Source organism: Legionella hackeliae, assembly GCF_000953655.1.
Classification (GTDB): Bacteria; Pseudomonadota; Gammaproteobacteria; order Legionellales; family Legionellaceae; genus Tatlockia; species Tatlockia hackeliae.
The window spans coordinates 2,456,466-2,471,670 of record NZ_LN681225.1 but is presented as its reverse complement, the minus strand read 5'-3'; the positions used below and the strand labels follow the sequence as shown (position 1 = coordinate 2,471,670).

The following is a 15,205-nucleotide window of genomic DNA, read 5'->3' as shown; positions in this document are numbered from 1 at the left end:
GGGATATAGTAATGATCGTTTATGAAGTTAATTTAGAAGTTAATGAGACAATTTTTAAAGAGTACATTAATTGGCTAAAACCGCATATTAACGAATTACTAGCTATAGAGGGTTTTATAAAAGCGGATTTATTGTTCGATCGCTTTAATGAAACTAAAGAAGTCAGAAAAATTACTGTTGCTTATTATTTAACGGATTACGCGGCTTATGATAATTACGTAAATAACTATGCGGCAAAATTGCGTGAAGATGCTCTCAGACGTTTTAACGGACAATTTAATTCTTCCAGGCGAGTATTAGAACTGGAAGGCACTTATTCCCTGTGAGGGGAATTCAAATTGCTAGACTGCCTGGCAACTAGCATTTAGTTTTAATCGAAAATAGCCTGCTCGGTATAAGGTTTTTATACAACCATGTAATTCATTATGTGGTTTGTTTGTTTTTTTCAAATCATCGTAACAAGGAGGTGAAAGTCTATTTAATACCAGCGTCATAACATTAATACTAAGGAGAGGATCGATGTTAGAGAAAAAAAATAAGTTACTTACTGTAAAAAATATTTTGTCACTTACAACAATTATTTTTCTGTCCCAAAGTCATGTAGCTCATAGTGCAACGCAATTAGGCCAAGGCATTTATTATGATGATCAGCAGATTGCCAAACTTGCACAAAAATATCCCGGCCGTGTTTCAAAAGATGCAGGCTACCCACTGATAGATAATTATTCCACGCTAAAATCAATATTTCGTGGTAGCCAATTTGGCCTTGGTAACAAACCTGTCACATCAGGAGTATGGTGGACACCTCTATTAGCTGTTGATAAACCCGCGGGGCAAATTCAGGATAGCGATTATCTTTCACCCCTATTATTAATTCCTAATCCACTGACTGTTAGACTAACAGAGGGTGGGGTGTCTCTTGGTATCCCCTTGCAAAGCGCAAAGATTGACAATGTCCATGTTGACAGAGGGTATTATAATACACTGGATATTACGGTTACGACTGGCGATTTAGCAGGTACTGCTCCCTTAGTTGAGGAGTATTCAGACTGGATGGTGAAAGCAGCATGGGCCCGTAATAATTCTCCATTACTGAGTGCTAATATTGTTGAAGGCTCACCATTTATTTTTGTTGAAAAGAAAAACAATCAGGCAACATCTTATCTTCGTTTCAACAATTCGCAAGATGCAAAACTATTAAGTCAGGAAAGTGGCTTAAGCGTTTTTAAAACCAAAAATGCATCAGATTCTGGCTATCGTTACTATGGCTATTTTACCAATCCCGATGGACAAACTAATTCCTGGAAAACCAGTTCTGGTTCAGTTATTGTGCCGATAAATCAGGGAGGAAGTGGAAATATTGTACCGGGAACTACTATCAATATTTCAGAGTCTAATCGTTATTTTTCATTGGCAGTGATTCCCGCTTCCTCCGATACAACTGCAATTGAAATGGCTAATCAATTTAAGCCTTATGCTTACACATTCATTAATAATACGTTTATTAGCTATGAATATGATAAAAATAATGCTCAAGTTGTTACTCATTTTAATTTTGATTCAAAGACGGTGTATGCCAATGCTTCACTAAAGAAAGAGCCATTGGTGATGCTTTATCCCTGGCAAATTAAAAATATGAATAGCAGCGAGAAAAATAGCTGCTTATTCCAGGATAATTGTGCTAGTAATAAAGGCTCTATACAGACATTGAAAGGAACTATGCATGCTTATGTGGTTCCAGGGGAAGTAGGGCAAGAAGGTAAATCATCGTTTTCCACAGAGGTTGCGTTTCATGGAATATTGCCTGCCTTACCAAATCGTTTGAGCCAAACTGAATTGGATAAAATTGCGAGTTACTCATTTAGCTTGCCCCCTGATCCTCATTTGGATTCAAAAAATCCCTGGACTGACACCTATGCAACAGGAAAGTTATTAAGCCGAGAAGCACAGCTTATAAAGATCGCGAATGTATTAATGGGGTCAACAACAACTCCTAATCCGCAGTATAAAAAAATTCGTGATGATTTATTAGCAAATTTGAAAAAACAAGTCACAAGCTTTCTAACGGGTTTGAATTATACAGATCCTTGTTCTGATGGTTCTTCCAATTGTTCTCGCCCAGAGGGAAGTTGGTTTTATGGCTACAATAACAAGTGGTACACCATGATGGGATTCCCAAGTGGTTTCTTCACGGCTACCACATTGACTGATCACCCTTTCCATTGGGGTTATTTGGTTGACGGGGCTGCAACCATTGCTCAATTCGATAAAGCTTGGGCTAAGCAATATGGAGCCATGGTGAATTTACTGATTCGAGATATTTGTAATTACAGATATCAAGATCAAAGTACTGAGTTAACCCAGTTTCCTCATTTTCGCAGTTTTGACCCCTATGCTGGTTTGTCTTCAGCTTTAGGTATGCCTTACAGTCCTGACAATATCAATGAGGAAGATAGTGCTGAGTTTATGAACCTTGCACAAGCTATTATTCTTTGGGGGCTAAATACTGATGGAGTCAGCTATGATGGAGATAACACTTTACCTCAAACGATAGTTGATACTGGTCTGTATTTATACACCACAGAGGAACAAGGCTTGAATCATTATCATTTTAATCAAAATCCTGATTCGGGTGTTTTCCCCACTGGGTGGTCAAACAGTGCAACCGGCCAAAATTATCTGTTAGTGGGTAATGTCTGGGGGGGGAAACTGGATAGGTCAACCTACTTCTGTGCAGGACAACCTTGCTATTATCAAAATCTTGCATCGAATACTTTGCCTATCAGTGCAGGTTCTTTGTATCTCGGGTATGAGCCAAGTTTTGTGACTAGAGCTTATAATGAAGATGCTAAAAATCCTTGCTCGGGAGACGCATCAAATTCAGCGTATTGTGGCACATTGTTGAAATATTTAGCATTGGGTGATCCCGTTAAAGCATCACAATACTATACGACCTATTTTGATGCGCAAGCTAATACTCCAGATCCGGGAGAGTCTAAGCCTAGTATTTATTACTGGATTGAAAATTTGAAAGCTCTGGGAAATCTAAATAAAACACTTAACGCCGATACTCCTGCCTTTGCTGCTTTTGGTTCGGGTGATAGGGTTTATGTTGTTGCTTATAATAATGAAGCATCTCCTGCCTCAGTAAATTTTTACCGAGAGGGTAGTTTTGTTTGTCGATTAGAGAATATCCCGCCAGGAGAGATTAAAGGAGGTTTTTGTGGGGAAGATGTGCCTGAACCACCGGTGGTAAAATACGCCTACACGGTTTATTTAGGATATCCTTTTAAAACGGTACTCATAAATAACAGTATAAGTTGTCCTGATCCAGTCACAAAGAATCCAGCGTGTTTAGTTAAAAATATCGCGGGTCCTTCTGTGATGACTATTTCGGGTAGTAACAGCAATCTCTGTACTTTAGCAATTAGCAAAGAAGGTGCTGTCTCTGTAACTAGTGACAAATCTAAGGGGTGTTATATCAATTCTACGCCTGCTACACCGGATAAAGCTGGAACTATTAACCTCCCCGGTGGTTTCTAATTCTATTCCTACTCGTCTACGTACTGCGCTTTATGCGCAGTATCCATTTGATTAAAACTCAGTTTGCTAAACTTAAAGGTATAGCGAAAAGAAAAGAGGGGAGTTCGATGAAAACAAAGGATGGAACCACCAGTTCGAAGAGTAAGGATATTGCGCAATCCTATAATAAATTTAAAGAGTTTGAAGGAAAGCAGTATACTGGTATGAAGGTAGGCCGTAGTCAATGAACCTTTTCATGAAGGGATAAAATCCAAAAGGAGTCGTTAAGCCGAGGCACGGATCGGGATAAATCTATGCCCCTCTTAGGATTAATTCATTTTAAGGGTAATCCTTAATAATCGTATCTAAACTCAAGATACAATCCTCTTCGACAGATTGATTTTTACCAAAAGAAGCAGGGAAAAAAGAAATACGCTTGGGGATGGTCGTCTTCTTCTCTGCTCCTTCTTCAAATTGTGAAGATAATTCCTTTACTTTATTTACCTGAGATGTACAGGCGGCAATGTTGGGATGATTTTTATCCATACCTACTTGCAAAAATTTCTTCCTTGTTTCCTCGAAATAAAAATAAGAAGTCAACAATTTTTCCTGGCGTAAAACTTTGTCATCACAGGACAACGCGGACAAATAGTAAAGTACACCGAAATCATAATCACTAAATGCGTAATTAACAGTACCAAGAGGGAGAGTATCTTGAGGTAAAGCACAATAAAAACTTTCTTTAAGTTCACGGGCCTTACGAAGAATGCTCAGGCATTCATCAAAGTTCTGATAATTATGGTGAACAAATAATTCTATCCCGTACTGGCTTAATAGACCTGCCACATCAAATTTATTATCCGGACTAAGAACCTGATCCGCTGTTTCAAATTTCAATCCAGGAATAAAATGACCAATTGTTTCTTCTAATTGCTTAATTGTTACTTCAGGTTTTTTTTGATATTGAGCCAAGCGAATAGTGACTTGTGCAAGACGAATGAAAACAGGATTTTTTTTATCTTCAATGGATTGTAACTGAGATTTAAAATCCGTGATTTCAGATTCCGCTTCTGTGAGATTGCCTGCAGCAAGTTGTAAAATAATACTGTAGAAATAATGACGAAATAAATCAGGTTGCTGTTCTGTAGCAAAATGTTCGGTGTGTTTTGCATAAATACCATAAGCCTGCTGCAAATTATCTCTGGATTTATCAAATTGACTGCTTTTGATATAAAGCAATGCACGGCATTGATAGAGAAGGGCAATATTGGTGTGATCTTCTGTTTTAAAATAACGCTTCTTTTTCTCTAAAGACGATTTAAATAACTGTTCTGCTTCTTCATAGTACCCCAACGCTATCAGAACATCTGCGTGATCATGTTCAAGATAGGCAAATTCAATATCATCTTTGTCCAGATACTCTGAGCGTATTTTTCTAGCTTCGGCAAAAGCATCTAAAGCTTTTGCATAAGCGCCGATATTGTAATGGGCATTACCGCTTGCATGAAGCACAAAAGCGCGCTCCAGATCACAGGCTTTAATACCTTTTTTATGCTTATAAGCCTCATTCGCCAGATTAAAATGATTAATTGCCAATACGTAATCTCCATTACGATAAGCACAATCGGCTAAATGAGCATGAGATAAAGCAATTGATTCAGGACACGTAGATTTTGTGGTTGTTTTAGTCTTCACAGCTAACGAGAGAAGCTCGAGAGCTAATGGATAATTTTCAACGACATGGGTATGAAAGACACCAAGGTTATGTGCCAAATTACCTAAAAGCTCGACAGATACGGTATCCTTTCTATCTTTTAATATTTTAAGGCATTCAAGTGCAAGAGGTAATTTCTCCTTCAAGCCATGCCACTTGGATTTTCTTGCATGCATTTCCGCATAATCGCGAGGATACATACTAATTAATTCTGAAATTAACTCTTCATTGAAAGTGGTCTCTTCCTTAAGTTCCGTTTTTTCTTGCATTTTGATCGATCCTTTATTTTCCCTTGTAACTTCGAGGGCTGCCTAAGCCTGTGACAAAATCATAACCGACTAAAGCGGGAAAGCCATTATTACCTTCTAAAATATCATGCCAGTAGGCGTGATAATTTTTGATTGCGCTATTATAGATATAAGTGAGTTCCTCTTGAGTTGTTTTTGCACGTCGGTTAGCTGAGTTGATTATTCCTGCCAAGGCGGGTGCAGACACACTTGTGCCCCCGTCTTTTAACCATCCACCATGAACTGTTGAGTAAACGCAAACGCCAGTTTTGGGATCTGCATTAAAGGAAATATCGGGAGTTCCTCGAGCTTTTCCTACTATGCGCATCACAGAATTTTGAAAAGCGGGGCGAGACTCATATAAACTTGGTCCACCGCTACCCCCGGATTTCTCCCCAACAGGGGTATCAGGGTTAGTACTCCAAGCTGTTTCCATCAAGAAATTACCTTGCACATCACGAATGACACTCGTTCCACCTGCAGAAATAACATAGGGAGAACTGCTGGGGTAGCGAGCGGGAGCAGAATAATCACCACTACTCGCAATGTAAACTATGCCTGGTGTTTGGAAAAAAGCATCATAATTTTTTTCTTCCGGGAATTCAGAAATACTCCAACTAATTGAGACTAAACCTCCACCTGAGGCAGCCACTTGTTGGCTTGCTAAATGAATAGCTTTTATGTGCTCTTCAAAAGACTCATTCTGGGCTTCAACCATGATAATTTTAGCGTTAGGGGCCATAGCATGAGCCCATTCAATATCAAGAACATGTTCATCTGCTGATGCAGCATTAAATGGTGGAATATGATTGCCAGTATGTACTACCGAAAAACATCCATTCGCTTTGGTGCATAAGGGTAAACCAAATTCCTCTGAAAAAACCTTCAAATCTTTTTCTGCATAAGGATTATGATAAGCCTCCACCACTGCAATCGCTCCCCAACCTCCTTTAGGTACGGCTGTTGTGCCTTTAATAGGGCAACCAGGCACTTGTTTCGTTAAACTATACAGGCAGGCTAATGAAGCAGGGGTTTCGCAAGTTTTTGGTGGTTTCTTACGATTACCAATGGATTGAAATAAAATTAAATTATTATGCATAATTTTAGGATCATTCGTCCTACCCCAGCTTTTATTCGAGTCCGGGATAATATAAGTCCCTTCACTAGTGATATATCGTTCCTCTGCATAACTGGGTTTTAGGCAAAGAAGCAGCAATGGAAGTATTTTGTAGTTCATGCCATTTACCTCCATTTAGATATTAATAGCGTATGAGGCGCCAACAACGAGTCCATAGGTGTATAGGTGGGCAGAGTGGCTGTAATTAGCCGAGAAATTTTGGAAGTTACTAAATGTTATATTGCCATAATCATGGTAATTTGCTTCGGCAAATACACCTAAATGTTCATTAACAGGATGTTTCACCCCTAAAGCGGCAGCAAAACCATAGACATTTTTATTACTTTGGTATTGGGTCATCACTGGATTGTAACCCACAGGGGAAATTAATTTATCACGCAGGGAAGCATAGGAGACGCCTAATTTTAAATAAGGGAAAAAAGAGCCTAAGGTCATTATCCCTGGGATCACTGTTAGGTCGACATGATGGCGTATTTTGATGTTATCAGAAAACGCTGTAGTTGCAGCCCCACTTTGGTATAGAGCAGAGTTGCTATCGATATTTCCTGTAAGCTCTATTCCTAGAAAAGCAGAAGCATTGAAAGTATGAGTTGATCCTATCCCTAATCCACCCGTATAACCATTTTGTAAAGATGAATTACTGATATTTTGGGGAATTATGTCCGTTTGATCCAAATAGTCACTATTAAAATTAGCTTGAAAAATTCCACCATTAATGGCGGCATATACTTGATTTAGAGAGCTTGCATGAAGTAAAGAAGGACTCACTAAAGACAAGGCAATTATTAATTTCATCAATTTGTTCATAAACATCCTGTAGGGTAATGCTGATATTGCAGCTGGATATTGTTAATTAGTTAAGTATTTTTTTCAACTTGATAGGTTGTTAAAAAATTTGCCATCTTTAATATTTCATTAAGGAAAATCAAGTATCATTGCGATAATTCAAATAAACATTCGAGTTTTTTATGCCTATAAGGGCCATGACGGAAGAGGATTGTGCAGCCTTTCTCAAACTCGATCCAATTGTATTTCGCAATTTAGATGATCCATGGAAGAAAGAGGATTTTGATTATTATTTTTCTTCTGATCTCTGTTTTGTTTCCTATGATGAGCAAACCAATGCCTTGAATGGCTATATCTTTGCTAAGAAACAAGGGAATAAAATTCATATTAGTAATATTGGTGTACATCCTGACCACCAAAGACATAAGATTGGTTCAACATTAATGGCGTGGGTAATCAGTGCCGCGCAAAAAAAATACAGGGATCTGGAGCTTATTACCTTGCAAGTAAAAGAAACCAATCTTAATGCAAAAGAGTTTTATGAGAAAAAGTTCAAATTTGTTGAATATAAGGGAGCTGTACCTAAAGGCTATGTACCAATGGCGCGTATGTTAAATTTAGCACTTGATCTTGTTCAAGAACCTAGCAAAGTTGAAGTCACTCAAGTATCGAAAGAAGCGCCATTACTACCAATCATACGTTTGGAAGAGGGCAATGGTGAAAAGCCAACTGTACGTTTGGATGTGGACGCTGTTAACAGAGAAGTAGTGCGTTTGCGAAATAATGCTCGTTCATTCTTTAGTATTGGCAATAATGCTAAGGCTGATTTAATTGAAAGGAAGCTCAAGATTGCATTAGAAAAAGATGTTAGTGATGTTAGAAAGGATCAAGAAGTTATAAACGCTTTAGCAAAACATCGCATTTTTAGCTTTTTCGGAACTAAGACAGCTGACGCGTTAGTCAATGTCAATAATAGCTATCTGCCGATTTCATAATAAGAAATTTTACCGATTGCTAAGTCTCTTGGGATGGAAGTAAATAGAGCGACAAGAACGTGAGTAGTTGGAAGCCCCCCTGTACCATATGATTTTCTTCAAGGTCAAATTTCATCACCAATTGATCAGCAATAAAAAATGCCATCCAGTAACCTAGTGAAATAATAAATGCGATATCTGCTCGGCGCAGCCAATAACGTTCTTCACGATGCAAACAAGCACTTGCCCAACAAAATGCAACACTAGAAAGAAAGGACCAAAAAATAATCCCTAAAAAGGCCAATTGCGCCACCCATTCCGGGGTATTGTACATTTTTAAAGAGGCAGCCAAAAATGGATAATTGAGATCTGGTGCCCAACTTTTTTTTAAAACACCGTAGTGAGCCAAGAGGCCCACAATGTCGGTCCATAAAGCAATCAACCACCATAACGTCCAAAAAAGGATAATGAACTTTTTAAACCTCAATTTGGTAATTGCTATAGGCATGGTGACCCTATGAATGGTTAGTCTTATTCAATACTACCAAAATTTATTAAAATTTGGAGTGCTCTTTACTGATTGTTTGCACTCTATTGGGAGTAAAGCACCATTGAAAAAAATAGAACTTGTAGGAATGTTTCGATTCAGTTAAAAACCATGGGGTACCTTTACCCATGAATTTACTATCGAAGATGACTATTTATATTGAAAAGTGATGGGTTGCTGCAAGAAATTCGCAGCAACTCTTCATAGAGAAGGACTTAGAGAGACTCAACCGTTTTTTTATGGTGTAACAACTTATCTTTGGTGAGTAAAGCTTGGGCGAGTTTTTCTTGCTCTTTGGCGATGATATCGGCAGGGGCATTATCGGTAAATTTAGGATTTCCCAGTTTACCTTCAGCAAGCGAAATATCTTTGTCCAATTTGGCAAGCTCTTTGTGTAGTCGAGATAACTCAGCATCTTTATCAATTAACCCTGCCATAGGAATTAATAATTCTAATTCACCGACTACAGCTGATGCAGAGACGGGTGTCGTTTCATCTTCTTCCATGCAGTGGATGTGGGTTAATTTGCTTAAAGTGAGTAATGTGGTTTGATATTTCTCCACACGGTCCTTAATAGTCGGTGTTACATTTTTTAGATACAAAGGAATGAGTTTCGCAGGTGAAATAGTCATTTCACTACGAATCGTGCGTATGGATTGAATTACTGCTTTAAGCCAATCAATTTCTTCTTCTACTTCAGAATTAATGAAATCTTTATCAACCTCTGGGTAAGCACTTAACATGATGGTTTCACCATTCATGCTCGTTAATTTGCTAGTGCGTTGCCAAATTTCTTCGGTAATAAATGGCATGATCGGATGCAGTAATTTCAAAATCTGATCGAGAACATGAATTAAAGTGCGGCGTGTACCACGTTTCATAGCGCCCAGTGCTTGTTGATCATAAAGAACAGATTTAGATAACTCGAGATACCAATCACAGTATTCATGCCAGACAAACTCATAGAGTGTACTGGCTAATAAATCAAAACGATAGGTTTCAAAATAATGATGGCTTTGGGCAATGGTATGCTGTAAACGCGACAGGATCCATTCATCGGCAGGGCTATATTGGAAAGCACCGTCACCGAAATCAATTTGCTCCTCATCCGTGTTAAGTAAAACATAGCGGGAAGCATTCCACAGTTTGTTACAGAAATTGCGGTAACCTTCCACACGTCCTAAATCAAAACGCACATTGCGACCCGTTGATGCTAAAGAGCAAAATGTAAAGCGCAAGGCATCTGTACCAAAAGCAGCTATCCCTTCCGGAAATTCTTTTCGCGTTGCTTTGGCAATTTTGTTACGAACAGAGTTGAGCATTAAATTAGAGGTTCGTTTTTCAACCAAAGTTTCTAAATCAATACCGTCGATAATGTCGATTGGATCAAGTACATTCCCTTTGGATTTGGACATTTTATGCCCTTCGCTATCGCGAATTAGACCGGTGATAATGACTTCTTTAAAGGGAACTTTCCCAGTAAATTTAAGACCCATCATAATCATACGGGCAACCCAGAAGAAAATAATATCGAAGCCTGTTACCAAGACTGAAGTTGGATAAAATTGTTCGAATTCAGGTGTGCGCTCTGGCCAACCTAGCGTTGAAAAAGGCCATAGAGCGGAAGAAAACCAGGTATCAAGAACATCTTCGTCTTGTTTTAAGGGAATAGCTTCATCAAGTTTGTATTTAAAGCGAACATCATTCTCACTATAACCAACATAAACATGTCCATGACTATCATACCAGGCTGGGATTCGATGTCCCCACCATAATTGTCTACTGATACACCAGTCTTCAATATTTTCCATCCATTGAAAATAGGTTTTAGTCCAGTTTTCAGGAACAAAACGAATGTCACCTTTTTTAACCGCCTCAATAGCAGGTTCTGCTAAAGGTTTAATTTTGACATACCATTGATCAGTCAAAAGAGGCTCAATAATTACTCCGGATTTTTCACCGCGAGGAACTTTTAATTTGTGGGGTTCTGTCTTAACAAGCAAGCCTGCTTTATCCAGATCTTGAATAATTTGCTCACGAGCTACAAAGCGATCCATGCCTTGATAATTAAGGGGTGCATTCTTATTGATAGTTGCTTTCTTGGTTAGGATATTAATCAATGGTAGATTATGACGTTTACCAATCTCATGGTCATTGAAATCATGGGCGGGAGTAATTTTTACGCAACCACTTCCAAAATCTTGCTCAACATATTCATCAGCGATAATAGGGATACTACGATCACTAAGTGGAAGTTTAATGTGTTTTCCAATGAGATGTTTGTATCGCTCGTCCTCAGGATGAACAGCAACAGCTGTATCACCAAGCATCGTTTCCGGCCGAGTGGTAGCAATCACCAAAGATTCGTTAGAATCAACAATAGGGTAACGAATATGCCACAGAAACCCATCTTCTTCTTCTGAAAGGACTTCGAGATCTGAAACTGCGGTTCCTAACTTAGGATCCCAGTTTACAAGGCGGGTACCACGATAGATTAATCCTTCATCATGCAATTGAACAAATACTTTTTGCACGGCGGCTGATAAACCTTCATCCATTGTGAAGCGCTCACGAGACCAATCTACAGAAGAGCCAATGCGACGCATTTGTCGAGTAATCTGACTACCTGATTCTTCTTTCCATTGCCAAACGCGATCTAAAAATTGCTCGCGGGTCATGTCGCGGCGAGACAGACCCTCTGCTTCCAGCTGTCGTTCAACAACTAATTGTGTAGAGATACCCGCATGATCGGTACCGGGTTGCCATAATGTTTTGTTGCCTTGCATGCGATGGTAACGAGTTAAAGCGTCCATCAAAGTATGTTGAAAGCCGTGACCCATATGCAAACTGCCAGTCACGTTGGGAGGGGGTAGCATGATGCAGTAACTCTTACCATCACCATGCGGTGCAAAATAATGGTGATTTTCCCATTTTTCATAACAAGCTTGTTCAATCGCATATGGAGAGTAAGTCTTATCCATCTTTTAACCTGTACAAATGAAAGTTGCGAATATTAACATATACCACATACATAAATCATCGTTAATAAGGAAGAGACTCAAACAACAAAGAAAGTTCTGCAATTTGAGTCTTACTCTTTTTACCAGAATTATTGAGACTTAGGCGGATTCACCACCTCTTCATTTAAACTGGCTTCTTTTTCTTTGGCGAAATCATGACGATGATCAGCGGCAAGGTATGTATACATTGTAGGTACAACGAAAAGGGTAAATCCAGTACCCACCAATAAACCCATGGCAATTACAAGACCTATATCAAATCGACTGACAGCACCTGCACCTGTCGCCATCAACAAAGGGATAACCCCAAATACCATTGCTGCAGTCGTCATTAAAATGGGTCGTAAACGAATACCTGCTGCTTCTTCAACCGCTGCTCGACGGTCCAGTTGTTTTTCGCGTTGTAATTGATTGGCAAAATCTACAATTAAAATTCCATGTTTACTAATTAAACCAATCAAGGTAATTAATCCAACCTGGGTGTAAATATTAATACTTGCTGCACCTAAGTTTAGAGGAATAAGGGCACCGCAAATGGACATTGGTACACTGATGAGAATAATTAAAGGGTCTTTAAAACTTTCATACTGCGCGGAAAGTACCAGGAAAATAACAATAATTGCCATAAAGAAAGCAAGGATTAGTGCATTACCTTCCTGAATAAATTGTCTCGATTGACCGCCATAATCATAGGTAAATCCTTTCGGTAAAATCTCTTTCGCCGCTTCAGCAAGGAAAGATAAACCTTGGCCTAAAGTTTGGCCGGGCATCATTACTCCTTGAATTGTAGCTGAGTTAAGTTGTTGGAAATGACTTACCGCATTAGGTTGTACTTTTTCTTTTGCAGTAACAACCGTGGATAAAGGAACCATAGTGTTATTGGCCGTGCGAACATAAATCTTGCCTAATTGTTCAGGTGTTAGACGGTATTTTCTATCTAATTGTGGGATAACCTGATAGCTTCGACCCTGAAGATTGAAATAGTTGACATAATTACCTGATAACGCACTAGTCAGGCTGCTACCCAGGGATTGCATATCCAAACCTAAATCAGAGGCTTTGGAACGATTGATTTGAAATTCCATTTCGGGTTGGTTGAATTTGAGACTGTTGTCCAAATAAATGAAAAGCCCACTTTTTTGTGCTTTGTCCAATAATTTGTTGGAGACATCAAATAACGTTTGGAAATCATTGGTTGTTTTAATAACAAATTGAATAGGTGTACCGCTACCACCGCCTGGTAACGGTGGCGGAATAACAGCAAATGTTTTTAATCCGGCAACTTCATCCAATTTTTTTTGCAAAGGCTCTTTTAGTTGGAATTGAGTTTTATCGCGTCTATCCCAAGCCTTTAAAACCATTCCTGAAATAGGCGCACTCATATTCACTGTAAAATAGTGTTCAGCCTCGGGGAAGCTCTTATAGATTTCATCAAAGGGCTTGGTAAAGGCTTCGATGTAGTTAATGGTGGCATATTGAGGGGCTGTACCCACAACAAAGAAAAATCCCTGATCTTCTTCAGGTGCGGTTTCTTCGGGTGTATGGCTATAAAGATAAGGAAGCATGACTAATACTACTGCCGCGAAGATGAGCATAATTGATCGGGTATTTAATAAACTGTGCAGCATGCGTTGATAGCGAACTTTTAAGCGGTTAAATTTATCATCGAGAAAGTGCACAAAACGTCCGCTACTAATATCGGCGGAAAGAATTTTGGAACACATCATAGGTGTTAAGGTAAGAGCAATGATTCCTGAAATAACAACTGCGCTAGCCAAAGTAAATGCGAACTCTTTGAATAAAGCACCTGTTAATCCGCCCATAAAACCAATGGGCGCATAAACGGCAGCCAAAGTAATGGTCATGGCAATAACTGGCGTTGCAATTTCACGAGCGCCAATGATAGCTGCTTGTAGTGGTGTTTGACCTTCTTCAATATGACGATGCACATTCTCCACAACGACAATGGCATCATCAACCACAAGTCCAATAGCTAGAACGAAGGCCAGTAGCGTCAGTAAATTAATGGAGTAGCCTAAAAAAAGCATGAATGTACAAACGCCAATAAGTGACAATGGTATAGTCACTACAGGAATGAGGACTGAACGTATGGAACCTAAAAACAAATAAATAACGACAATGACGATTAAGGCAGCCTCTAGAATGGTTTGTATTACTTCTTCGATGGACGCACGAATAAAGTCTGTTGCATCGTAAACAATAGTTCCTTTTAATGACGGTGGAAATTCGCGCTGAATTGAAGGCATAATTTTGCGCGCATCATTGATAACAGTGAGTGGGTTTGCAGTTGGGGTCGGCGTAATTGCAAGAAACACTGCTTTTTTCCCGTCGAAACGGACGGAGGTATTGTAATCTTGCGAACCTAGTTCAATCTTGGCAATGTCTCGAAGGCGAATGATTGAATTATTGTTAGATCGTACAATTAATTGACTAAATTCTTCAGCATTATTTAAATCCGTTTTTGCTGTCATGTTAATGGCGACATATTCACCCTTCGTGCTACCTGCAGCAGTCAGAAAGTTATTGCGAGCTAGCACATTTGAAACATCAGAAGGAGAAACATTCAATGCTGCCATCTTGATAGGGTCAAGAAAAATTCGCATGGAATAAGTAGCACCGCCAAGAATCTCTGCTTTAGCCACACCATCAACCGTTTCAAGTTGGGGCTGCACAACACGTGTCGCATAGTCAGTAATTTGTTGCGGGGTCATGTCAGTACTGTCAAGACTAATGTACATCAGAGGAGTAGACGTATCAGAGCTTTTGACAATAACAGGTTGTTGGGATTCTGGTGGTAATTGGTTTAAGGTTTGCTGAACCTTACTCATGACATCGGTAAAAGCAACCTGAGGATCAAAGTTCAACTTGATGGTTAAGGTAATTGTGCTAACGCCTTGAGTACTGGAGGAGGTCATGTAATCAATACCTTCAGCACTTGCTACAGCGGCCTCAAGGGGAGTAGTAATAAATCCGGCAATCAGGTTCGCGTCTGCACCAGGGTAGGCGGTTGTTATGGTGATTACGGTATTATCCATCCGTGGATATTGACGTATTTGCATCGTCAGAATTGAAGTTAAACCGAATAAAAAAATGAGAAGGCTTATTACACAAGCCAAAACAGGGCGTTTAATAAATATATCTGTGAATTTCATGATTATCCTGACAAAACAAAATTTCCAATAAACAACATAAGCCT

9 protein-coding genes are annotated in these 15,205 nt (G+C 39.2%); 3 read left to right on the top strand and 6 right to left on the bottom strand.

Translation table 11 applies throughout. The features are described 5' to 3' along the window. The first annotated feature begins 11 nt into the window (after positions 1–11). Positions 12–326: a DUF4286 family protein gene (locus LHA_RS10925; protein ID WP_045106576.1), complete on the top strand. Its 315-nt coding sequence runs from the start codon at positions 12–14 to the stop codon at positions 324–326. Positions 327–519: 193 nt separating this feature from the next. Continuing rightward, positions 520–3,543, top strand: a complete 3,024-nt coding sequence (locus LHA_RS10920; protein WP_045106575.1) for a glycosyl hydrolase — start codon at positions 520–522, stop codon at positions 3,541–3,543. A gap of 318 nt (positions 3,544–3,861) precedes the next feature. On the opposite strand, the gene LHA_RS10910 is transcribed toward LHA_RS10920, so the two are convergent. From LHA_RS10910 to LHA_RS10900, 3 genes are read right to left on the bottom strand one after another with little or no spacing between them, the layout of a single operon-like run. Then, positions 3,862–5,505 (bottom strand): tetratricopeptide repeat protein, encoded by a 1,644-nt coding sequence (locus tag LHA_RS10910; RefSeq protein WP_045106573.1) that lies wholly within the window; start codon positions 5,503–5,505, stop codon positions 3,862–3,864. Between the two features lie 13 nt (positions 5,506–5,518). Beyond that, a complete protein-coding gene (locus tag LHA_RS10905) occupies positions 5,519–6,760 on the bottom strand; it encodes a S53 family peptidase (RefSeq protein ID WP_052673689.1) in 1,242 nt (413 codons plus the stop codon). A gap of 15 nt (positions 6,761–6,775) precedes the next feature. Then, positions 6,776–7,456, bottom strand: a complete 681-nt coding sequence (locus LHA_RS10900; protein WP_231861904.1) for an outer membrane protein — start codon at positions 7,454–7,456, stop codon at positions 6,776–6,778. 173 nt (positions 7,457–7,629) lie between these two features. On the opposite strand from LHA_RS10900, the gene LHA_RS16130 reads away from it, so the two are divergent. Continuing rightward, positions 7,630–8,442 carry a GNAT family N-acetyltransferase gene (locus LHA_RS16130; protein WP_058393133.1) on the top strand — a complete coding sequence of 271 codons (813 nt, stop codon included), beginning with the start codon at positions 7,630–7,632 and terminating at the stop codon, positions 8,440–8,442. A gap of 19 nt (positions 8,443–8,461) precedes the next feature. Here the strand turns inward: LHA_RS16130 and LHA_RS10890 are convergent, their stop codons facing one another. The 3 genes from LHA_RS10890 to LHA_RS10880 all read right to left on the bottom strand — a co-directional run bounded on the left by LHA_RS10890 (position 8,462) and on the right by LHA_RS10880 (position 15,161). Beyond that, a complete protein-coding gene (locus LHA_RS10890; protein WP_045106571.1) occupies positions 8,462–8,929 on the bottom strand; it encodes a hypothetical protein in 468 nt (155 codons plus the stop codon). Between the two features lie 254 nt (positions 8,930–9,183). After that, positions 9,184–11,949, bottom strand: coding sequence for a valine--tRNA ligase (locus LHA_RS10885; RefSeq protein WP_045106570.1), 2,766 nt, complete (start codon positions 11,947–11,949; stop codon positions 9,184–9,186). 128 nt (positions 11,950–12,077) lie between these two features. Further along, positions 12,078–15,161 carry an efflux RND transporter permease subunit gene (locus LHA_RS10880; protein ID WP_045106569.1) on the bottom strand — a complete coding sequence of 1,028 codons (3,084 nt, stop codon included), beginning with the start codon at positions 15,159–15,161 and terminating at the stop codon, positions 12,078–12,080. Positions 15,162–15,205: the final 44 nt, after the last annotated feature.